A 22,541-nucleotide genomic window follows, 5' to 3' on the forward strand; every position below is an offset into this window, starting at 1 on the left:
TTAGTTTTCAAAGAACAAATTCACTTTCCAAAGAAGCGACAAAAACTATTATACTATTATTTCTCTATTTAAGTCAACACTAATTTTTAACACTCAATGTGTAACTCGTCCGAAGAGAACTTTCCTATAATAACATGTAAGTTACTATAAGTTCAATGTAAAGTTTTTTCCAATTCAACTTCAATTAACAGCACCGCATGGAGTATTTATTAACCACTCGTTTTTGCTGTCAACGAGTACTATCTTATCATGGTAGACAATAGGGTTCAATGTGTAATGTTTTCCATTTTGCCAAAAATAATTAATAATAATTCTAGCTGAAATAATAGAAGGAATTGATTATAGTTCATTAGTTGATCCATCAATAGATAATCAATTTTAAAAGACAGTGGATCATTTAACCACCGCCTTCTTGGAACCTCTACCAAACCTTTTCAAGTGCCACCTTATTCATTCCCTAGGTTTTTCCATTCCTTATATTTGGATGGGCTAAGCTTGTTCACATGTTGCAAAAACTCATCTGAATAACCAAGTTTTTTTAATCCAGATAACAATTTGGCAGGGACAGCCCTGTCTGTATTAAATGCCCTCTTGAGGTCGATTATTTTTATCTCCCCCAGCTCATTGAAAAAAATGTGGCGAACTTCAATATCTAATCTCGTAAAACCTACAGTTTTCATTTCATCCAGCATCGATAAAATTTTTCCTACGATTGCCTCTGAAAGATTTTTTTCTCTTTTTAGATAATGCTTAAGATTATAACCATTTACAAACTCCATCACTATATAGTTTTCACCATATTCATATAATTTAGGAATAATAGGTGACGATTGTCCTAATTGCAATGCATTTAATTCCTTTTTTTGTGTGTCTTCATTAACAAAAATTTTGACGCACTTCTTAGGTGTCAATTGAAAGATGGATCCATCAGCACCCTTCCCAATCATTGTGTAACCGCTCAGATCTTGAAGGGTTACAGCGCCTTTATTCTTGGCTACTATTTTTTCAAAATCATTCATTTTAATCTCCTTCTATTTCGAAATTTTAAACCCCTTTGTTTTATTTAAATCTTGGAGACTGCTCTAATATAACCCGAGTTCTTTTCCCCAAACCTCAATTTTCTCAAGGTATCTCTTGAGAAGTGTGCTCTTTCCACCATCCAGCACTTTTTGCAAATGACTAGAAAGCTTTTTTTCTAGAGTTCTCTGTAAATACGCCTTTTTTAGTAATCTCAGTGGATCCTCATTGAAGGTTATTCCATATTTCAGCATTTCTTGGCAATAAACCTGCACACATTGACTTCGAATCTCCTCTTCCCTTTGTTGCCAATCCGAACGAAAATCAATTAATAATTCGACTAGAACGACCAAATCATACCAGCATGGATAATGCTTCGCAGACTCCCAATCAATCAAAGAGACTTTCCAATTCTCCTCCTCATCATTGGCATTTTCACAGCAAATATTGTGGACATGAAGGTCACCGTGGATAAGACATTGTCCAGATTCCGTAATTTCAGGAAAAAACACAGGTCCTTTTTTTAATATTTTTTTGATCATTTTATACCTTGGTGCCACCAATTCTCTTAAGTTTGGATCTTTCATTGCCAGATCCAGGTTCTCCTTTGCTTTATTGATTCCTTTAGTCCTTTCCTTTACCTTCTCCTCAGAATCAAAATGTGGAAGAGAGGCGTCAAAAAGATCCGCATGCTGCAAAAATCGATGATCAAAGGTTAGGGCATGAAATTTTGCCACGGTTGGGATAATTCGTTCCAAATGTTTTGGAGCTAATTTTATTTGTCCTCGTATCGGCTTCAAACATTCGGTGAACATCCATGTTTCATTACCATTTACATTCTGTTCAAGCAGATATAATCGCGGCATAAACTCATGATAAATGGTATAGGCTTTTTGATACATACTGATTTCTAATCTATGATTTTCCTTCAGTGGTTGTTTATATATTTTAAGGACTATGGGAATGAATTCCTGACCATCAGTTAGTACCAACTTCCAAATACTTGTCTTTTCCCGTGTATTTTTGAGGCATTCTATTCTTTCATCCACTAACTTTACTTTTTTACCAAGGACATTTTTCAGCTTCTCTTCCCAATCAAATTGCTTCCAACAGCTAATAATTTCTTCTATATTATTCAAAACTAAAGTTCCCACCTTCCTCTGCCATCACTTATTTTCTCCCCCATAAGTTTCGCAAATGGGAAACAAAACTTCGAACAAACGGAAGAGGGTCATTCCAAGCAAAAAGAGCCTCCACCTTTTTTCCAGATAAACTTTTTACCCATTCTAAGAACCTCATTTCCCCATTTTTTTGTTTTTGGCGAAAGGAAAGAAAATCACGGACAAAGTAAACCCATTTGACCCCTTCTTTCTGCACTGTCACTGGTGCTGGATTTTGCCCGGTAAGGGATAAATAATACAAGTAGGCCAAATTTACCCCACAAGCCATCGATAACGCTTGAGTTAAACCAATTCTTGAATTGATTTCGATAAATTTCAATTTCCCATCTCTTGGGTCCCGTTTAAATTCGGCAATCGCCAAGCCTTTGAATTGAATATCTTTTAGAAAGGTAGTAGCGAGTTGAATAACTTCTTCGTCCCTAATACTGAGGGCAAGAGCGGTGGAACCAAAATGAGGGGGGAATTGATGTAATTTTTGGTTCATCCATATGCCAATTAAATTCATCTGTTCATCAAAAAATGTCTTGACGGAATAAATACAATCCTCGTCACCAGGGATGACTTCCTGGACCATTAGTTCACCGAATGGCCGATAAAAAAGGTACTCTTCTCTCAATTGGGAAGGCTGTTCTATTACAATGGCTTTCTTATATAGACGATGATCGATATTTGAGCGGAAATGAGAAGAATGAACTGGTTTTAAAATGCAAGGAAAGGTAATTTGATGGATGATTTGCTCAAACTGCTCTTCGTTATTTATTGCGTAGGTTTTGGGGCATGGCACATTTGATTTCAGGGCCAATTCATACGTTAATCTTTTATCTAATACGGCTTCAACTAGTGTGTGTTTAGGTAATAGAAAGCGATAATAGTGTGAAAGAACAAATCTGTTTTTTGAAATAAACTGTACAAAGTCATCAGACCCCGCATACAGGACTGCCTTTTGGCCAAACTTTTGGGCCATTCTGGTAAGAAATAGAATTAACGCAGCTCCTTCACTAACTGGATTTGGGCAAATTCCACAGGTGGCAAACCGCGTTTTACCAATTTCATATTTTCCTTTAGTATCAAACGCATATACCTTTATCCCTTTTTTCGCTAAACTCCGCACAATACCTATTCCGGTTGCACTTAGATCGAGTACAACGGCAGGAACATCATGTTGCATACTTTTTTCCCCCTTTCATAAAAATGATTGGTAGATTTTTTCAATCCTTTGGGTCATATTACTAAAGGTTAAATGTTGTTGCGCAAATGACTGTGCATTGCCCGCTAATTCTCTCCTAAGTGATTCTTTTCGTAAAAGGAGCGATAACTTTTCAGCAAGTTGCTTTGGGTTAGCTGGTTCAACTATCAATCCTGAATAGTTATCTTTAATGATTTCCGGAATGCCGCCACAATTAGTCGTAAGAATAGCCTGATTGGCAAACATTGCCTCGATTAATGAGATTGGCAGCGTATCACTTGTGGTTGGAAGAACAAAAATGTCTGATTCGCTTAACAATTTAGGTATGTCTTCTCTGGAACCTAAAAAAGATACGTTTTTTAAATTCAACTCACTTACCTGCATTTCGAGCGTATTTCTCATCTCACCATCGCCTACAATCCGTACTTCTACATTTTTCAGCTTGTCTTTAATAAGAGCGAGAGCTTTAAATAAATATCCATGTCCTTTGCGGGGGCGCAGGCGTGAGACACAGGTAATTACCGTGTTGCGTTGGCTTTTTTTACTTTTCTTCTGATTCTTCCCTCCACCAAAATCAATCCCAGTATAAACAGTGGTTATTTTATTTTCCTCTGCGCCTAAATTTATTAGAATTGGGCGAAAGACATCACAAAGGACGATTACTTGATTGGCATTTTTAATGGCTTGTTTATCAATGGCCGAAAAATAGATTTCCTCAACCGATCCTCTTTCCATCAAGTTAAACTTTAATCTGCTTTGGGTCATAAATCCATGCGGTGTGAAAAGAAGAGGTTTTTGATAGGATTGGTTTAGTATTCCTATTACATTAGCAGTATATCGATCTTGTGCGTGAATAATATCGTATTCCGCCAGATCAATATCCTTTAGCATCATATAAAAACTGTATAGTTTGCTGATATTGTGTAGTATTTTACGATTACAGCTTCCATACCGATCGTTAAAAAATTGTGTGAATTTCTCTGAACAGCTATCGCGTAATGCCTTCATTTCATCGGCCGGAAAATGGTTAGGTGCAATAACATGGACACTATGTCCTAAATTTTCCAAGCCGGTTTTAAGTGAAGTGATGTAGTTTTGCAGACCACCGATAACTGGATATTCCCAAAACGTTGTGATTAATATCCTCATTTTTTTGTTTTGTATTTCTGCTGATTCGTTTGGCCACCACCATTCTAGCTCATATTCTTCTTCATAAGGATTATTGACCCCATAATATTGATCCATAGCAGAGATTAGGTAAGGAAAAAGGGTCGGCTGAAAAGATTGGTCATTTTGTAGTTCATCTTTCACTTCCATACCCTCCTAATGATTTCAAAAGCTTCCGCATATTCTACCCCAACGGTCATTCCCCTTACCCTAGCTAAATATTTTACTCCATCATAGGAACGAGGATGTGGGAATGGTCTCATTTCTACATCGTAATGGTGAAGAGATTTGAGCTTGTCGTCGATGGTATCTGTTATATCCACAAAATAATTGGGTTTAAATTCTTTATCATTCGTGTGCTGGCTCCACTCACTGGAAGAAACAGTTTCGAAACAAAGAATTTCAATCGGATCTTTCCCAGGCAACGGCCGAGCTGCTGTTAACACTGCCTGAAACAAAATTTGATGGTCTCTGTTGGTGTCACCATAATGATGCGTGAAAATCTTTGAAGGAGCATACTTATCCAAAAGTCCTTCGATAGATTTATTGATTTCGTGAAGAGGTATGGTTTCCAATAATAAATTGGGGAATCCCAAAAATAACACCTCTTCTACTCCTAAGTGTTTGTTTGCCTCCAGCATTAATGGCTGAATGTTATCTTCCTCTTCCTTCCGTCCTTTAGCAGCAATAACTGAAATTACCTTATAGCCAAGATTAATTAACTTTCTTATGGTTCCGCCGCTCCCTAGAATTTCATCATCAGGGTGAGCGGCAATCACAAGCACATTCTTACTCACGAAAGCACCTCAATTCCTGTAAAAATAGTTTTCTTGTAATTATATGGAATTAAGACAAAGTGGATATGGACATTCTGAATATAAATAAAAAATGGGCTGATTTTAAGCGATATTCATTTGTTTCGGCTTGTACACCTGATTCTATCGCTTTCAAAAAAGGAAAAAAACATATGCATTTCGCATATGTTCAAATTTGCTGGATTAATTTTTTTACAAACTCTTCAACAGTGACCGGTTTACAATTTTATGTTTCTATTAAATTAGTTGATTAAAACCTCGTCAACCTTTTCATAATCGCTGTTTTTCGTTCCCTATCTTTAATTCTTGTTAAATCAAGCGCATATTCATGACCTTTATTTTTGGCCTTTAAGATTTCTCTTACCGCATTTTTCACACTTTCTTCATTATCTGTAACCATAATTACCTTCCGCAGCATTCCTTCCCACACTCCTTATCTTCCAATAGCGATTAGACGCTTATTTTTTAGAAAATGTTTCGTTTGGTGACCATTTTTGCAATGAAGCAAGGTAAAAAATCACATTGAATAAAATTTTTATCTTAGTTTGAAGATTTTGTGTAATTTCATCGCTTTACCCCCACAAAGCCTTAATTTATTTTACAATAGTCATAGAAAATTAAAAAACGAGGGATATAGTTTTGAAATCACTGCAGCTACTACAAGATACTTTTTTAATTGATGCCTACCACGAAGCCATCCGTCTAGAACTTTGCACTGACTTTATTCATTTATTACTAACTGAGATCAGTCATAGAAATTTAATTCATGAAACTATTATCTAAGCCTTTAGACCATCCGTATTCGGGTGGTTTTTTTAATCTAGTATTGCTAACTTCCTATATAAGTACTTTCTTCTTTCCTCGATATACTTGGTTATTACCGATAATTCCTGGTCAAATATATCTATATCGTGTTTTTTATATGGATCCTGTTTGACAAACGGACGAATCGATTGTGTCATTTTTTCCACCTTCGAAATCATATTTTCTACTGTAAATTGCTGTTTCATCATTTCTTCAAGTAACATTCGATATTGTTGTCGAAAGGTATCTACATTTAATATACGGGCGGTTAATGTATTGAACCCATCAATCGGTACATAATCGGGCTCCATAATCTTTCCATTAACATCCCTTCCCCATGTCGCATCATAATCCCAAGGAATGATTTCAAAAAGGCGCGTTTCACCATTCCTGTAAAGCGCATAGTTATGAACGAAACCATCATAATTTGAAGTAAAAATAATTACAGCCATCCAGCGGAGATATTTATCAATATCCACAAATTTTTGAATTTCCTTCTCGAATTCATTATTCGCAATCGTATTGATATTAAATATTAATTCCTTTAAGAAATAGTCATCTTCAGGTTTCCCCACCTTTCTTTCATACCCTAACTCCAGTGATTTTTTGGTCTCCTTATCTAAATCGCTCATCAACGAAAAGTTTGCATCACCATCGACCGCATAAAAAATGCTTCCGTTTGGAAGGTTTCTTCTTTTCAAAAAATTCTCATCTACTGATTCGATTTCCAAATAAACCCCTTCTGATTTTCCATTTTGGATTAAAAAGATATGGCGCGATAGTGGTGATAAAACCCCAAGCTCCGCAAAGAAATCAAACGACAGTTTATTTCGGATCATTGAAGGATCTTTATATTCTGCGTTTAAATGAATATGATTTGAACCTCTGAATTTTTTGGGTTTATAGAAGGAAACCTGATATGATTTTTTCGGAAAATCGCGGATATGTGATCCTCGATAGGCCACATCAATCTCGAGTCTTTTCCCTTCAATCGTTAACTGAGCAGGAATCGGTTCATCAATCCAAATGTCTCTTCTGAGTTCCCGAAGGTCATTCGGCCTAATAAAAAGCTTGTATTCCGGTATTCTTGCAGCCTCGTCCATTTTTTAATTCCTCCTTCCTTTATTGGTATGAAGGAAATTGGATTCTGGTCACGTTTGAATAGCATTTTTTCTTATTTTAGGCTTTTGGCTCATTCCATTGTTTCTGACGATACGTATTTTGATAAGAGAAGAGTGAGTTAATTGGACAAATAGTTTCGTACTCTCTTTTCAAGCTTAAAGGAGGTGCAAAAATAATATGAGTGATTTTTCAGCTGAAGATATTCAAAGAGCTGCAGATGAAGTAAGACGGGGTGGTTTCGGAGACTTTATGTTTCGTGACCCAGGTCAGAATCGTGGCACCACACGCAGAAGAACATCCGGGCGGCGGATGACATTACGCCGGAACACCTCTAGACGTAATACATCCGGAAACCGCAATACATCCAGAAGAAATACTTCAAGGAGAAACACTTCAAGAAGAAACACTTCAAGGAGAAGAACTTCAAGGAGAAATACTTCAAGGAGAAATACTTCAAGGAGAAGAACTTCAAGGAGAAGAACTTCAAGATGCTGTAAATGGTCAGGGTGGCGGTACAACTCACGTAGCAATACTCAAATAAATAGATGTTGGAAAGACGGCAATATGTGGAATTTACGAGTCCGCAGACGCTAATAAGTTTAAAAACGAGAGGGGATGGAAACTTAGTTTCCTTCCCCATCTTTTGTTATGGTCAAAATCTACTTTTTTTCAGGAATGGCACAGCTGCCATCCGCACAGCTAACATCGTCTTCGGTGGAAAGATCCTGCAGCACTGGTGTTGGAGACTCTTCCTCCCAAACTTTTTGTAGTGCCCCCATGAAAGTTTCCGTCGGTTGTGCACCAGAAATGGCATATTTTTGATTAATGACAAAGTATGGAACACCGCGAACACCATACTGCTGTGCAAGAGATTCATCTTGACGAACATCAGTTGCATAGGCTTCCTTATCATTAAGGACTTGCACTACTTCCTGGCGATTTAATCCTGCCGCTTCAGCTAGGTCTGCCAATGTTTCAATATCTCCAATATGCTTCGACTCTGTAAAGTAGGCATGCAGCAGCATTTCTGAGACAGCGGCTTCCTTCCCTTGTATTTTTGCAAATTTAGCCAAGCGATGAGCATCAAACGTATTTGTTGGCTTCATCTCATCAAAATTAAATTTCAACCCAACAGTGGCTGCCTGCTGCCCCACCCCTTGATTTGCTTCCTTCGCTTTTTCAACACTCATTCCATATTTTTTTGCTAATACTTCATGGATGTTCTGACCAATATTTTTTGGAGAATTTGGGTCAAGTTCAAAGCTTTTGAATTCAACTTCTACCTTTTCCCTATGTGGAAATTGATCTAACGCCACTTCTAATCGGCGTTTCCCAATATAACAAAACGGACATACATAATCAGACCAAACTTCAATTTTCATATTGACACCTCATTTTCTTCGGTTAAATTTTATAATAACACAAGGTCAGAGAAAACTATTCATAGTTGCTCATGATAAATTGGTTGATTTTACCTGCAAAGAAAGTAAAGTTAACCCAGTGTAAAGTAAAGGATTTTTCTCGTAAAATGGAGAATAATGATTAAAACTATCAAATAATAGCACGAGGTGATGATTGTTGAAAGAATGGATGAAGGAAATTGAAATTAATGCTCCCATCGATCAGGTTTGGGGATTGTTAAATGGCTCACTAGCGGATATGCAAAAAATTATGCCGCAAGTCGTTGATCATCAACCTGTAAAAGTGACAAATGAAGGTGTCGGCACCATCTACCGTCAAAAATATAGGGAAGGTAAGCGAATCGAGGAGTATGATGTTGAGACCTTAGAATATGTGAATACTAATGTTAAACGGAGATTAAAAGTGGGCTTTACACTGGCCAAGATGTTTGAAATCACCGCTTTGTATGTATTAACGGCAATCGATGAGCAGAAAACTCTTTTTAAATACACTTGCACAAACCGACCTTTAAAGGCATTTCTCAAGTTATTTTTACTTTTTGCCAGTGATAAAATAGTTGTTCAATTTTGCGAGCGAGTCAAAAAAGTAGCTGAAGAAGAATTTAAAAATACCAAAGTGCTTGTTAAATAGCCTAGTTAATATCTAGCTATCTATAGAAAATTCCACAAGCTTGAAGCCTGTGGAATTTTCTTTTTTTCCTAAAGAGCCCTTAATTGATTTGGTTCAATGAAGTAAAGTATTTCTTTGCTTACGGATTCTTCGGTTAATTCCTCCCAAGCCTGTTTATAAAAAGTTAATTGGCTGCTATAGAATGCTTGAAGCTTTTCGTAGTCTTCGACCTGTTTTGCTCGGTCTGTTTTATAATCAACGATGTTCCATGAGCCATTCTTTTTGTAGATAAGATCAATCGTTCCTTTGACGTAGAAAGGATGGGTATCTTCAGGATTTTTAGTGATTAACGTATAAAGAGTATGGGCCTTTTCAACTTTTAACGTAAAGGGAACTTCTGTCAGCACTTCTTCCGCTGTCACTAACTCATCCCAAAGGAGTGATTTTCGCAAGTTTTGCAGATAAGACTTTACTTCTTCCTCTCTTTCGATAGGAAGCTTAAATTTGTTTAAGGCAACCTTTATATAATTAGAAAGTTCATGGCCCTGAACAGCTTTTTCAAAGACATCATGAATCAGCGTTCCCCAATCCTTTCCACCACCCGATTCTCTTTCAATCGTGATTAACTCTGAATAATCTTTGTCTTTTGTTGGCGACCAATATTCAAATGTCTTCATTTTACTTTGGTCAAGCCAGGCGTTTTTACTCACGGTTTTCGCCTTATATTCGGATAAGGTAAGCTCCTTTGGCTCTAAGTTAATTTCAAACACTTCTATTTCAGGTACTTCTATTTCCTCGATGTTTTCCATTTCAAAAAGGATATTCCAAGGGTTTTTCTTATTACCAGTGTGAGAACTGATGATTAGTGCTTTTTCGGCACGAGTTGCCGCGACATAAATAATCCGTTGCTCTTCTTCGGAAAGGTACATTAACTCTTCTGTCTTATGTGTATCCCATTCAAGTGGAATCGCAATTTCTTTATCCGCATAGCCATTCTTCACTGTAAACGTAAAGTACCCTTTAGAAGTATAGTCCTCACGGTTAATATGCTGTGATAAAAAGGATTCCGGACTGACTGACTTGACTGGATGTGCCAAAAAGACAATTGGTGCCTCTAGTCCTTTTGCTTTATGAATATTCATAATCCGAACCGCATCTGCGTCTTCTTCAAGGTTTGCAACCACTGTTTTTTCAAAAATCAGCTCGGTCAGTGCTTCTATTACTTGTTTATATGTTGTATTACCATTCGTCTCCTGTTTTCGGAGGGCTTCTAGCATTTGAAGCAGACTTCTATACGTTCGTTTATTCCGGCCATTTTTCAAAAGTAATGGATAGAAACCGACCTCTTCGATGATTTTTTCAATCGCAGCTGTTGGCGACAGCGTCCGAATTAGCTTTTGACATCGCTGTAATTTATCCCATGTTATTTCAAATTTATCTTTTAGAACTATCGGAATTTCAGCCGGTATCTTGGCGTAAATGGAAAATCTTCCACCAGCTTGTTTCCATTGATATAGTTCTTGATCACTGATACCGAAGAAAATCCCCCGTAACACAGCAACGAAACCAACTTCATCGGTTGGGTCCAAGAATGATTTTAACAGGATCCATAAATCTTGGAACTCTCTTGTTTCACCAAGAATAACTTCACCACTAATACTGACAGGAATCCCCATATCCTCAATCGTTTTCGCATAGGAAGCAACGCCATCGGTATACCTGGTCAGTACCATGAAATCCTTGGCATTATGGCCTTGCTCGATGAGATTTTGAATGGTCAGTGCGATGTTTTCAGCATCGATTAATATGACTTCTTCCTTCTTTTTATAATCGGCAGGAACAGATAACCGCTTCACACCTGTAAAGTCCTCGCCTTGGTCCTCATGGAAGGCTATTAACGGGCGATAGGCGGCTTGGTAATCGGATTCCACTTCAGGTAAATGCTTTTCAAACACATTATTTAATTCCTTAGTAACAGTGTCAAGTGTCCGAAAATTTGTCGTCAGCTGGAGCACTTCTCCACCATGCTCCTCGATTAACTGTTTGACACGATTGTATGTATCAATATCGGCGCGTCGAAAACGGTAAATAGCTTGTTTGGGATCACCAACAACGAAGAGTGAGCCTTCTTTCGGTTTGCATTTTGTCCAGATTTTTTCATTAATGTCATCACTCGTTAAATAAAACATGATCTCCGCTTGAATCGGGTCGGTATCCTGAAACTCATCGACGAGTAAATAGCGATATTTCGCTTGGAAATAGGTGCGAACTTCTGGATTACCTTTAAGCAACTTTGATGTATGGATCATTAAATCTTGAAAGTTTAGTAGTGATCTCTCTTTCTTCAATTGCTTGTAGGTTTGGACAGCATCTTGTAAAAAATTGATAATAATGGGATGACAATATTCTTTCCAAGCTTGTATAAGCGGTTTGATGGATACTTCAAAAACTGCTGTAATTTTCTCTTCATAAAATTTTGCATCTTCTTTGGCTGGCCAGCGATTATAGGTTGGCTTTAAGTTCTTATCAAATAATTCAAAAATACTAATGATGTCCTTTTCCTTCGAAGGATTGATGAATTTTTCCTTTTGGACAGCCGTTAAAATCGCTTTTTGTAAACTATCATACCCCTTCGGTGGTTCCTCCTCAGGAACGCATCGTTTTGCTTCTTTGATTAGGAGCATAAATGATTGGTATTCTGGCTGCAATACTGGTTTCGGGACACTTTCCGTCACCCAATCCACATCGGAATATTCCTTTAGCCTCTTTAACCAGGGAAATAGGTTGTCAACGGATATCCCTAATTCTCCAATGAGTTCAAAGTGATGCGGTTCTTCATTGATTAAATTTTGTAAATGAAGTTGCCACGCTTCTTCTAAAATATCTAAATCATCGGACTCTTCAAGCTCTTTAAAGGTTAAATCTAAATTTGCTTCAATCGGACGCTCTCGGAGCAGTTTGGCACAATAGGCATGGACCGTTCCTAAAAAGCAGCGCTCAATATTTTGCAATGCCTCACCTAAACGAAACTCGATATCAAGGTCCAGTTCTTTTTTCCACGCTTCCTCTAATTTTGCTTGAAAACGGACCTTTAACTCATCAGCGGCCTTTCGTGTAAAAGTGATTGCAACAATTTCCTGAATCTCTGCTGTCCCTGTATAAATGAGGTTGACCATCCGATCGACTAAGCTCGTCGTTTTACCAGAACCAGCACCAGCTTCAACTAAAAAATTCCTCTTAAGTTGTGATTTAATTTTATCCCGGGCCACTTGATCGAGAATTTCCTTAGTCATATGCTCTAACCCCCTTTAACTTTTGATTCGACTGCTTCATTTCAAGGCTTTCTTTATCATAAAAATGGCGGCGGCAAACAAGCTTATAATCACAGAATTTACAATCATTCACATCATCAGTCATTTCAAAATGACCATGCTTTACCGTATCAATCAGTTTTTCCAAAATATCTATACCATTGGTTCTGAGTGTACGGTCCTGCTTCCTCGTAAACCTTTGAGCCAATCCTTTTGGGGTCGGAAAATAATAGGAGCTCTCCTCGACTGCACCCTCGCCAAGGTTTAAATGCTGTTCGATGGCCAAGGCATAAATCATATGCTGAAGCTGTCGACCGCCTTTGAAGGCTGCATTTTTCGCATAACCGTACGTGCTCCCCGTTTTATAATCGATAATGTGATATTTACCGTCCTTGGATTGGTCCACACGGTCAATAATCCCTGAAATTTTTACTTCACCTGATGGAAGAGTAATAATCGCCGGATCCATTTCACCAATCCCAAAGGAATACTCAAAATGAAGCGGATCGTAATTTTCGCTGTGAAGCTCTTCTTCTTTTAGAAAAATCTCACAGCATGCTAAGATGTCACTCCGTTCACGTTGATAGACTCTTTCATTTGGCGGCGGCAGAACTTCCTTTTGCTGTTCCATTAAGTTTTGAGCAATTGATTTAATCAGCTCCAAATGTTTCTCATAAGAAGGCTTGGCATGATCTTGCTGTAATTTTTTATAAAAGTTTTCAAAAATACTATGTAGCAGGCTTCCACGGGTAGCCGCATCCATCCATTTGTTTGCATCAAAGGAAAAGTCCTCTACGGGCCTAACTTTTAGAACTTCTCTTAAAAAATAAGAATACGGACACTTTGCGAGTGTTTCGAGTTTGCCAGCACTGAGCTTTTTATCCTGATTGTGACGTGCGTCATACAATTCGGCATCAATCTGAATCAGTCCATCATACTCAGAGAATTTCCCAGTATTTCGTGCGGTTTCGGCAGCGATTCCCTGTTTAACATTATTAAAATGGGTTAGAATCCCTTCATTTAGCAGATGAGATCTATCATTTGTTAACTTTTCATTCCAGTAGTCTTTATCTTCAAAAATATCAGTTGCGATGATTGATGACGGCAGTGACTTTAACGATTTAAATTCGGCATCTATATTGCCTGTGATTAAACGGTAGCATTGCAAAACAACAAATGCCGGGTTAACGACTCGGTTTTCGTTCATATCGAAATGGCAGTAACTGACCGTGACATGACCATTTGAATTTGCCAAAACTTGTAACAACGTATACAAGTTCTCTTGACCCTTTTCACGAAGTAATCGCAGGCCGTTCCCTAATTGAATCCTCTCTGCATCTAGCAAAAGCGGATCTTCACTTACGTTACCAGGAAACTTCTTGTTATCAAGTCCAACGAAAAATACATTTGGTCGACTATTGTATATTCCACTTTTATAAGTTGAAACATGGAGGTGACCTGGTTTTGGCCGCGATTGATTAACACGAATAGATAACAGCAGGTCCTTCATCTTTTCAATCAAATCATAACTTGATAATGATTCATCTGCATACGGAATAATCGTTTTGATGGCTTCAAGTAAGGTTGATTTTGCCATCTCATCGAGTGCTGAACTTGTCTTACAATTATATTTGAGTAGAAAAGCGATCCCAGTTAAACATTTTTTATAATTCATGGTTGACTCTAAGGGTGGAAGTCTCTTAAAGATTTCATGAAAACACGCCCAAATCCAAAGCATATCTCTTGCCTGATTCTCATAATACGGGTCTCCTTCATGTTCGAGAACCATATCACTTAAGCGGTTTAATTCATCACCGAGCAGTTTAATATAGCGTTCTCGGGACCAGCCAATTTGAAGATCCCTGAGCACTCTAGTCAGTTTTGAATTCGACATCACTACTTCATCAAGTTCAACAAATCCACCCTCTATAAAAGGAACACCTTTACCCATCACTATCAAACCCTCATTCAACAAATCAAGAAAGGCTGTGACACTATAATTAGACTGAATCCAGCCAATTAACCCCGAAACAAACCGGCCCGGTCGGCTAAATGAAACCGGCAGGCCTTCGCCAAAGGTCATCGGAAGGTCCATCTTTTGGGATAGGTGGGAAAACAGGGTTATGTATGCATCAGCATTTGAATAATAGACAACACTCTCGTCTAGAGGAGATTTTGCGACCTTAATCTTCTCTAGGATTTGTTTCACTTCCATTTCTTCTGTTTTAGCAGTAAAGACTACTAAGTTTGGCTCAACGCTCGCTTCTTCCTGTTGATAGAGATAGCTAAGCGCAGTCGGGGGTCCCCAATGAACGGAACTAAGGCTTGTTCGCTCAGGAGTATTAACGCCCAATACGGGTGCAAGCGGCAACTTATAAACTGTCTCATGGATAATCTTTCTCAGGAATTGGTCTTCTAAATGCGATAAGGTTAGACCTGATTGTAAAATAAATACTACCTTTTCATCAATTTGAGCGGTTTCATTTGCCTTATTTAACAATCCGGCCTTGTCGGTAAACTGCTCAGAAATTAAGGTATTTTCATATTCAGCAAGGATCTCATAAAAATCCTTCGCTTTGTCTGGATTGATAAATGCATTCATTTTCAGAGTGTCCCTTGTATAGCCAGCTAATCGTATTGTTTGAATAGATGTAAAAATGGCATGACTTAAGGCTGGCGTAATTTCCATTCCTGCAAAGTATCGGAGCTTATCCTGGTTCTTCAACTCTTTAAGGAGATTGTAAGTAAAATGAACTCCAACCGTATGATCTAAACTATTTTGCGGTTGCTCTGAATTCAGGTCAACAAGAGTTTGGGCAAGGTCGATTACTGTTTTATACTTAAGATTAATTGCTTGATGTCCTTCCTTAACAAATGCCTCATTGATTTGTTCCCCAATTGAATGAGAATCAACGATCACGACTTTTTCTTTATAAGGTAATTTACTGCAGATTTGGTTAAGTTCGCTTATTAAGGCTTGCATGGGAACCTCCAACTTTCTAAAAGAAAAAAAATAATTATCTACCTATTCACTCTGTTCTAGTTTCATATTTGTTATTCCTTCAATATTATTGAAAAAACATATTTTTTTCAAAGTTGGTAATAATAACCTCGATTAACTTTGAAAGGATGGGATGTTTGATGTCGTTAGAATGGTTTGACAGAGTTTGTGGAGAACTGCAAGAACACCTGGAATCTATTTGTGAAGAATACGATCAGGTTGGCCAAATGACAGTTGAAAGAGCTGCCAAACATCCAAGGATTGAGTTTTATGTCGATACCGCAGATGTTGATACCGAAGAACTGGAGCGTGATTATTTTTGCTCACTGTTCTTTGATCCGCAAAACGAAGAATTTTACATCGATACCTTCGATGTGGACAGCGGACTTACGGCGAAGGTCATCCTTTCAGACATTGAAGACATTATCGAGGAAGTTCACGCCAGTCTTCATGATTACATGAACGGCGATGATCACTATACAGATGATGGGGTCTATCTTCAGACCAGCGAGGTCTTTGATGATGGTGATGAGGTCGAAACAGTTTATGTGGAAGATGATGAGGAAGAAGAGTATTATGAAGCGGAACAAGTCAACAGCGATGACATCTTTGAGGAAATTGATGTTGATTGGTCCACCCCTGAAGTAACGGCCTTCAAACATGAAGACGAAGTCGAAGTAACCTATCAATTTGGATTGGTGCAAGCTACTGGAGACGGTGTTCTCAAGCGCGTTAACCGGATTTGGACGACGGACGATGAATTAATCAAGGATGAGTCCCATTTCATTTTTAGTAAAGAAGAAGCAACCACCATAATTGCGATGATTGCCTCCCATATGGACCAATTAAGCGAGTTTGAATTTTAAGCAAAATTAGCCGAATACAACGAGCATGCCTGAGCGGTATGCTTGTTTTTTTTCCAAAAATAAAAGTTCTCCACGGTAGGAGAACTTTATGATTACTCAACCGTGTAATCAATTTGAATAAGATCCCAAGCAGTGATTATGCCAAGGGGGGACTCGTCCGCTTTCCCATGTTCAGTGATTATAACACCTTCTATTTTCCGCTTCTTCTTATGTGCTTTTTCAAAAATATTTTCAACCTCAAAAATATTAATATCTTTTGGGACGATTTCTATCGGATGTTCCTTCTCATATGTCATTATATCTGACACATGGATATCGGAAAGGTTAACAGAGCTGTTCTCCATATTTTGTGACATCCATTTCACAATCGAACTTGCTGTAAGTAAGCCGACACATTCTTTGTTTTTATAGATTGGAAACTTTGAATACCCGTGTTCTTTAATGGCGGCTGTTACCTTTAAGATACTGTCACGATAATCAAAGTACACTACATTTTTCGTAGCAATCGACAATGCATAATTAGGACGGCTAAAAACATTGGCGATTTTTTCAATATGAGAAACAACTTTAGCATTGGGCTCAGCAATATAAAAACCAATCTCTATTTTTTCATGGACAATTGCATTTCGCAGCCTGGCATATTGCTCTAAATCCTTTTTATAAGTCTCAATGATTTGATATTTTTTCGCGCCAACCTTCACAAGGACAACAAATCTGTCATCATTTATTTGGACGATATCCCTCAATGCTTCGTGTACTTGGTTGTATGCTACCTCAAACCGTTCAGAAAGTAACTGTCCTTGTTTTTTATTCATATTCATTTGACTCTCCCATGGTATAGCTCTTTTTTATTATTTATTCATTATAATAATAGTAAAATCAATACTGCGAATTTTCAAGAAATTATTTACGCATTGTTAAGTTCCATCTATCTATTTGAGTCGATAGGTTATTGATTGGCTAAAATAGTAATCAGCAGATCCTCCACCTTTTTTCCCTTTGAATCATCCATTAGGTTATTTAAAAGGATTGAAAAAATTAAGGTTTGTCCACTTTTTGTTTTCACGTATCCTGATATTGAACTCACCGTTGAAATGGTCCCCGTTTTTGCGTAAACTTTTCCTCGAACCAAAGGATCCTTCATCCGATTTCTTAAAGTTCCGCCCACCATCTTTTCTCTTTCACCGGCGACAGGTAATGAGTGAAGATAACTAGGAAACCACTTTTCCTTTTGGACGGCAAATAACAGCTGCGTCAGCTGGTTGGCTGGAATCAAGTCGACATGTGAAACGCCCGAACCATCCCTTAGCACCAATGTGTTGGGGTTAACCCCGTATTTTGTAATCTCATTTTTTAAAACGCTTAGTCCCTTTTCCCAGCTTCCTTCCCCTTTCACGACTCGACCCATTTCCTTAATTAATATTTCAGCATGGACATTATTGCTCAGTTTCATAAAAGGAACCAGCAGCTCAGATAATGGCATCGATTGATGTGTCGTTAAAATTCTTGCGGTGTCAGGCACCAATCCTGTTTTTAGCTTTCCTGTCACCTGTATCCCGTGTTCTGTTAAGGATTGGTTCAAAAGGGACTCGGCATATCGAGTGGGTTCCCAGACACCAATCCATTCCTTTTCTGTTTTAGCCTTTGTTGGGATGGTTCCTTCGATTGTTATGATGTTCCTCGCGTGTTCCCGTTCGATGGTGATATCCTTTTTACCATCCACCGGAACGGTTACCGCGTGGTTGTTTATTTTTAGATAATTTGTCTTCGGGGTTATTTTCACGATCGGCTTGTCACCTTTTTTTATTCCGGGCTGCACGAGTACCTTGACCGATCCTGAATCAAAGTCTCTGGTCGGTGAGGCGGTGAGTGCGGATATCTGTGCGCCGTAATGGGTTGTTTCGTCGCTCCAAGGCAGGTCAAGCGAATAGCGGACATTATCATACCAGGAATCGTCTCCTACAAGATTCCCTTTTATCTTTTTGATGCCTCGCTTTTGAATGTCCTCAGCCATTTTATCAAAATCAGATTGCAATAGGGTTGGGTCACCCTTCCCCTTTAAATACAGATTCCCATGAAGTGTCTTCTTTTTCACTAAGCCATCCGTATGGATCTCCGTCGTGAAGGTGTGGTCTTCTCCGAGGATAGTAAGGGCGGCTGCAGCTGTTAATAGTTTCATATTGGAAGCAGGTCTTAAGCGGATGTCGCCTTGGTGGCCATAGATGATTTTTCCATCTGAAGCCGACCGGATACTTATCCCAGCAATGGCCCCTTTTAATGCCGGTTCGTTATTAATTAGTTGATTAATCTGCTGGGTCATTTTTTCGTGGCCATACATGGCGTTTACTTTTATAGAAGGAACGGATGCGGCAAGCACCGTAATGAAGATGAGGGTGTAATATTTAAGTCTGTTAATCAAGCTTTGGTTCCAGCCTTTCCTTTTTCCTAGAGTTTGTCCGAAAATAACAAATATTATCATCGATGGTTATTTTATTGGACAACCACCGGATTTCCAATTTATGTCTAAATGCACAAAACCCATTGAAAATGGCACAAAAACTAGTGAAAATGACACAAAACTATCCCAAAATGACACAAAACCCCTTCAAAATGGCACAAAAACAAAATTCACCCGCAACACTGTCAAGAACAAAGTGTAATTTTACACATTCATCTTCACCACGTTGATACTTTTACTAAGATATGCCCAATTCTGGGGTGCCGGCAGATAATTTGCCAAAAAATCGTCCCAACTATTTGATAAATATCAAAAGGCATCAAGTCTATGACTGATGCCCATGGAAAAGTATTTTTCACAGCTTAAATTCTAAATTATATTACCATCCCACTTTTTAGGTTTTCAATTTGTGTTCTGGAGTAACCAAGTTCCTCTAAAACTTCGTCTGTGTGTTCTCCAAGCAAAGGTGGGTAGCGTCGAAGGTTAGACGGAGTTTCTGATAATTTAACTGGAAATCCCGGCACTTTCAAATTCTTCACATTAGGATGTTCAATGTCAATCATCATTTCCCTTGATTGAACCTGAGGGTGATTGAGAACTTGATCAATCGTGTGTATTGGGCCACATGGGACCCCAGCATTATCCATCCTTTCAAAAATATCTTTGCTTTCCATCGTAATCAGTCTCTCAGACATAATATTTATAAGTTCTTGACGATGGGCTACTCGCTTTGCATTCGTTTCAAAACGAGGATCTTCAATTAAATCAATCCAATCTAAAGCCTGACAACACTTTGTCCATAATCGATCATTAGCTACAGCCAAAATGATATCCATGTCTTTTGCCCTAAACGATTGGTATGGAACAATCGAAGGATGAGCTGATCCCATTCTTCCAGCAGGCTTACCCGTTGCATGATATCCAGTTGCCAGATGATTCAACAATACAACTTGTCCATCGAGCAAACTTACATCAACAAATTGTCCTTTTCCTGTTCTTTGTGCAGAGAATAATGCACTTAAAATTCCATAAGCTGCAAACATCCCCGTTGTTAAATCTACAATGGACATTCCTGCTTTTGCCGGCCCTGAATTGGCATTACCTGTGATACTCATTAATCCTCCAAACCCTTGTAAAAGAAGGTCGTAGCCGGCTCTATTCCTTTCGGGACCTGTTCTGCCAAATCCTGATATAGAACAATAGACCAAACCGGGATTTAATTTTTTATTGTCTCATAACCATAACCCAGCTTATCTAGTGTTCCTGTTCGAAAATTTTCTACTAAAACATCAGCGTCTTTCGCTAATTTATAAATAATTTCTTTTCCCTCTTCACTTTTTAGATCGACCGTTATGCTTCGTTTATTTCGGTTTGAACTAAGATAATAGCAACTTTCATCATTCCATGTAGGAGGAGTGAAGCGCCTTGACTCATCTCCTTGTCCAGGCTGCTCAACCTTTATCACATCGGCTCCCATATCTCCAAGCAACATGGTAGAAAACGGGCCTGCTAATGTTCTTGATAAATCGAGTATTTTAATTCCTTCTAATGCATGCATCGATGTCTACTCCTTACCCAGTCTATTTTTTTGTATATGTTCCTATGGGAAAATTTTTCTTTGTTCTGGGATTATTTCGCTCCTAGTCCACCATCCACTCAATACTGACTTCCAGTAATAAAAGTGCTCTCATCAGATGCTAAGAATAATACCAATTTAGCGATATCACTTGTTTCACCATAACGACCAATCGGAATATCTTTAGTTATTGCCGTCTTCCCCATTTCTTTCGTAATAGTTTGGGCAAGGTGCTCTTTTTTATCTACTAAAATATCAACTATTTTATGTAGGTAAGCAACACACTGTTCCCCAGTTAGCCCAGACCATGCCGGAAAGGCATTTTTGGCGCTTCAATAGCGCGTTGTGTTTCTTCTTTTCCAACGAATTCGGAGTTTTTTATTTTAAACCGCCATTTTTCTATAATGCAACTTTTTCAACCAGCTGTTCTTTTAAAGCCCTTCTTAAAATTTTCCCAGTTCCACTTTTCGGAAGTTCCTCGATGATTTCAATGACCGAAGGAAGTTTATATTTTGCCAGATGTTCCTTACAGTAGGCATGCAGTTGTTCCACTGTTATTAAAGGGTCATTGGCGGCAACATAAGCTACCACTGCCTCACCGCGATCTGGATCCGGTACCCCAAAGACCGCTGCCTCCACTATGTCGGGATGGTGATAGAAGACTTCTTCGACTTCCCTCGGGTAAACGTTATATCCTCCTACTATAATCATGTCCTTTTTACGATCGACAATATAAAAATAGCCATCATTATATTCATTTTCAGTTAATGCTTTACCGCCGCAAAGAATGGCTGCACCTTTACCAACAGCGTCCATTACATGGTCATGTGCTTTATCCACAGCCTCCTGATTCACCATTGGACCTAATTGGGTATTTTCGTTTAATCCATCACCAATTCTCATAGATGAAACTTTATCTGCAAAACGCCGTGCAAATGTGTCATAAATGGAATCATGTACGTAAATTCGATTCGCACAAACGCATTGTTGACCAGTTGATGAAAACTTACTACTAATAGCACCTTCAATGGCAAGTTCGATATCTGCATCTTCAAATACAATAAATGGAGCATGTCCACCAAGGTCCATTGATACACGTTTTACTGTATCAGCAGATTGACGAATTAATTTCTGGCCAACTTCAGTGGAGCCTGTAAATGAAATTTTACGAACATCATTACTTGCCATCAGTTCTCCAACAATGTCAGAAGAATTCCCAATGACAAGATTCACAACACCTGCAGGAATTTCTGCCTCATCAAAAACTTTAAAAAGCTCCAGTGATGACAATGGCGTCTCTCGGGAAGGCCGTAATACAACCGTACAACCAACAGCTAATGCAGGCCCTAATTTTCTTGCACCCATTGATAACGGAAAATTCCATGGCGTAATTGCCCCAACAACTCCAATTGGCTGCTTTATAACAGAAATTCTTTTATTTGGTGCAGATGCAGGAACCAAATCACCATAAACACGGCGTGCTTCTTCCGCATACCATTGAAAGAAAGCTATTGTATTCCCTACTTCATAGCGGGCATTATGAATCGTCTTCCCCATTTCTTTCGTAATGGTTTGGACAAGGTGCTCTTTTTTTTCTTCTAATAGATTTACTACTTTTTGTAAATATTTACCCCGCTGTTCTCCGGTCAATCCAGACCAAGATGATAAGGCATTTTTGGCCGCTTCTATAGCGCTTTTCGTTTCTTCTTTTCCAACTAAAAATACTTTATCAACCACTTTACCATTTGCAGGATTTTTGACTTCTAATACTTGCTCAGTTTCTATCCATTTTCCATTAATATACATTATTCTGCTGATTCCCCTTCTGGATATAATGGTAAAACCTTATTATAGATTTTAATAACATCTTCTTTGAAAACTTTACGCGGATTATTTGGAATTGTCCCTTTATCTTCCATTGCATCATGCGCTAAACGATCGACCATTTCCTTTGTAAATTCAATTCCTAAATAACTAAAATCTTTTGGTATATTCAATGATTGATT

The 22,541-nt window shown here is 38.3% G+C and carries 17 protein-coding genes and 3 pseudogenes; 4 read left to right on the forward strand and 16 right to left on the reverse strand.

The features are described from left to right. Positions 1-446: 446 nt before the first annotated feature. The 6 genes from COE25_RS28615 to COE25_RS31150 all read right to left on the reverse strand — a co-directional run bounded on the left by COE25_RS28615 (position 447) and on the right by COE25_RS31150 (position 5,784). Positions 447-1,019, reverse strand: a complete 573-nt coding sequence (locus COE25_RS28615; RefSeq protein ID WP_088088482.1) for an RIO1 family regulatory kinase/ATPase domain-containing protein — start codon at positions 1,017-1,019, stop codon at positions 447-449. A gap of 63 nt (positions 1,020-1,082) precedes the next feature. Beyond that, positions 1,083-2,156: a phosphotransferase gene (locus COE25_RS28620; protein WP_180247652.1), complete on the reverse strand. Its 1,074-nt coding sequence runs from the start codon at positions 2,154-2,156 to the stop codon at positions 1,083-1,085. 31 nt (positions 2,157-2,187) lie between these two features. Further along, positions 2,188-3,366 carry a carboxylate--amine ligase gene (locus tag COE25_RS28625; protein WP_088088484.1) on the reverse strand — a complete coding sequence of 393 codons (1,179 nt, stop codon included), beginning with the start codon at positions 3,364-3,366 and terminating at the stop codon, positions 2,188-2,190. 15 nt (positions 3,367-3,381) lie between these two features. Further along, entirely contained in the window at positions 3,382-4,695 is a 1,314-nt protein-coding gene (locus tag COE25_RS28630) for a glycosyltransferase family 4 protein (RefSeq protein ID WP_180247653.1), read from the reverse strand. Beyond that, positions 4,692-5,348 (reverse strand): PIG-L deacetylase family protein, encoded by a 657-nt coding sequence (locus tag COE25_RS28635; protein WP_088088486.1) that lies wholly within the window; start codon positions 5,346-5,348, stop codon positions 4,692-4,694. Before COE25_RS28635 ends, COE25_RS28630 begins: the two co-directional genes overlap by 4 nt. A gap of 268 nt (positions 5,349-5,616) precedes the next feature. Further along, the gene (locus tag COE25_RS31150; RefSeq protein ID WP_168244660.1) at positions 5,617-5,784 is read right to left on the reverse strand and encodes a hypothetical protein; all 168 of its coding nucleotides are present in this window, start codon (positions 5,782-5,784) and stop codon (positions 5,617-5,619) included. Between the two features lie 221 nt (positions 5,785-6,005). Between COE25_RS31150 and sda the strand changes: the two genes are divergently transcribed. Next, positions 6,006-6,149 carry a sporulation histidine kinase inhibitor Sda gene (gene sda / locus COE25_RS28645; RefSeq protein ID WP_251027004.1) on the forward strand — a complete coding sequence of 48 codons (144 nt, stop codon included), beginning with the start codon at positions 6,006-6,008 and terminating at the stop codon, positions 6,147-6,149. Between the two features lie 32 nt (positions 6,150-6,181). Here sda and COE25_RS28650 read toward each other — a convergent pair whose 3' ends face one another. Continuing rightward, positions 6,182-7,273 (reverse strand): CotH kinase family protein, encoded by a 1,092-nt coding sequence (locus COE25_RS28650; protein WP_088088489.1) that lies wholly within the window; start codon positions 7,271-7,273, stop codon positions 6,182-6,184. A gap of 196 nt (positions 7,274-7,469) precedes the next feature. Between COE25_RS28650 and COE25_RS32465 the strand changes: the two genes are divergently transcribed. Continuing rightward, positions 7,470-7,886, forward strand: a complete 417-nt coding sequence (locus COE25_RS32465; protein ID WP_373605390.1) for a CotG/ExsB N-terminal domain-containing protein — start codon at positions 7,470-7,472, stop codon at positions 7,884-7,886. Between the two features lie 65 nt (positions 7,887-7,951). Here COE25_RS32465 and COE25_RS28660 read toward each other — a convergent pair whose 3' ends face one another. Next, positions 7,952-8,674 carry a DsbA family oxidoreductase gene (locus COE25_RS28660; RefSeq protein WP_098935079.1) on the reverse strand — a complete coding sequence of 241 codons (723 nt, stop codon included), beginning with the start codon at positions 8,672-8,674 and terminating at the stop codon, positions 7,952-7,954. A 193-nt stretch (positions 8,675-8,867) separates the two neighbouring features. On the opposite strand from COE25_RS28660, the gene COE25_RS28665 reads away from it, so the two are divergent. Further along, complete coding sequence (locus COE25_RS28665; protein ID WP_306573085.1) at positions 8,868-9,344, forward strand: SRPBCC family protein; 477 nt, start codon at positions 8,868-8,870, stop codon at positions 9,342-9,344. Positions 9,345-9,412: 68 nt separating this feature from the next. Here COE25_RS28665 and COE25_RS28670 read toward each other — a convergent pair whose 3' ends face one another. Together COE25_RS28670 and COE25_RS28675 are read right to left on the reverse strand one after the other, a co-directional pair. Beyond that, the gene (locus COE25_RS28670) at positions 9,413-12,616 is read right to left on the reverse strand and encodes a UvrD-helicase domain-containing protein (RefSeq protein ID WP_098935081.1); all 3,204 of its coding nucleotides are present in this window, start codon (positions 12,614-12,616) and stop codon (positions 9,413-9,415) included. Next, complete coding sequence (locus tag COE25_RS28675) at positions 12,609-15,617, reverse strand: PD-(D/E)XK nuclease family protein (RefSeq protein ID WP_098935082.1); 3,009 nt, start codon at positions 15,615-15,617, stop codon at positions 12,609-12,611. Before COE25_RS28675 ends, COE25_RS28670 begins: the two co-directional genes overlap by 8 nt. A 158-nt stretch (positions 15,618-15,775) precedes the next feature. On the opposite strand from COE25_RS28675, the gene COE25_RS28680 reads away from it, so the two are divergent. After that, positions 15,776-16,501: a hypothetical protein gene (locus tag COE25_RS28680; RefSeq protein ID WP_098935083.1), complete on the forward strand. Its 726-nt coding sequence runs from the start codon at positions 15,776-15,778 to the stop codon at positions 16,499-16,501. Between the two features lie 92 nt (positions 16,502-16,593). Here the strand turns inward: COE25_RS28680 and COE25_RS28685 are convergent, their stop codons facing one another. The 6 genes and pseudogenes from COE25_RS28685 to COE25_RS28710 form a co-directional block, all read right to left on the reverse strand. After that, the gene (locus COE25_RS28685; protein WP_257209014.1) at positions 16,594-17,322 is read right to left on the reverse strand and encodes a CBS domain-containing protein; all 729 of its coding nucleotides are present in this window, start codon (positions 17,320-17,322) and stop codon (positions 16,594-16,596) included. Between the two features lie 128 nt (positions 17,323-17,450). Beyond that, entirely contained in the window at positions 17,451-18,920 is a 1,470-nt protein-coding gene (gene dacB / locus COE25_RS28690; protein ID WP_373605391.1) for a D-alanyl-D-alanine carboxypeptidase/D-alanyl-D-alanine endopeptidase, read from the reverse strand. A 413-nt stretch (positions 18,921-19,333) separates the two neighbouring features. After that, positions 19,334-20,517, reverse strand: a pseudogene (locus tag COE25_RS28695) (CaiB/BaiF CoA transferase family protein). Positions 20,518-20,615: 98 nt separating this feature from the next. Further along, a pseudogene (locus tag COE25_RS32005) lies at positions 20,616-20,855 on the reverse strand (SDR family oxidoreductase); the annotation flags it as partial. 79 nt (positions 20,856-20,934) lie between these two features. Then, a complete protein-coding gene (locus COE25_RS28705) occupies positions 20,935-22,341 on the reverse strand; it encodes an aldehyde dehydrogenase family protein (RefSeq protein ID WP_098935085.1) in 1,407 nt (468 codons plus the stop codon). Further along, positions 22,341-22,538 (reverse strand): annotated as a pseudogene (locus tag COE25_RS28710) (hypothetical protein); the annotation flags it as partial. The pseudogene COE25_RS28710 and the gene COE25_RS28705, both read right to left, overlap by 1 nt. Between the last annotated feature and the right edge of the window lie 3 nt (positions 22,539-22,541).

The sequence above is a fragment of the Bacillus sp. AFS031507 genome, from assembly GCF_002584635.1.
In the GTDB taxonomy this organism is placed as follows: domain Bacteria; phylum Bacillota; class Bacilli; order Bacillales; family Cytobacillaceae; genus Neobacillus.

Bases quoted from the DNA above. Each gene is read 5' to 3' on its own strand.
- COE25_RS28675 (WP_098935082.1), bottom strand. From the start codon at position 15,617: ATGCAAGCCTTAATAAGCGAACTTAACCAAATCTGCAGTAAATTACCT.
- COE25_RS28650 (WP_088088489.1), bottom strand. From the start codon at position 7,273: ATGGACGAGGCTGCAAGAATACCGGAATACAAGCTTTTTATTAGGCCG.
- COE25_RS28660 (WP_098935079.1), bottom strand. From the start codon at position 8,674: ATGAAAATTGAAGTTTGGTCTGATTATGTATGTCCGTTTTGTTATATT.
- COE25_RS28685 (WP_257209014.1), bottom strand. From the start codon at position 17,322: ATGAATATGAATAAAAAACAAGGACAGTTACTTTCTGAACGGTTTGAG.
- COE25_RS28615 (WP_088088482.1), bottom strand. From the start codon at position 1,019: ATGAATGATTTTGAAAAAATAGTAGCCAAGAATAAAGGCGCTGTAACC.
- COE25_RS28670 (WP_098935081.1), bottom strand. From the start codon at position 12,616: ATGACTAAGGAAATTCTCGATCAAGTGGCCCGGGATAAAATTAAATCA.
- COE25_RS28625 (WP_088088484.1), bottom strand. From the start codon at position 3,366: ATGCAACATGATGTTCCTGCCGTTGTACTCGATCTAAGTGCAACCGGA.
- COE25_RS32465 (WP_373605390.1), top strand. From the start codon at position 7,470: ATGAGTGATTTTTCAGCTGAAGATATTCAAAGAGCTGCAGATGAAGTA.
- COE25_RS31150 (WP_168244660.1), bottom strand. From the start codon at position 5,784: ATGCTGCGGAAGGTAATTATGGTTACAGATAATGAAGAAAGTGTGAAA.
- COE25_RS28680 (WP_098935083.1), top strand. From the start codon at position 15,776: ATGTCGTTAGAATGGTTTGACAGAGTTTGTGGAGAACTGCAAGAACAC.
- COE25_RS28705 (WP_098935085.1), bottom strand. From the start codon at position 22,341: ATGTATATTAATGGAAAATGGATAGAAACTGAGCAAGTATTAGAAGTC.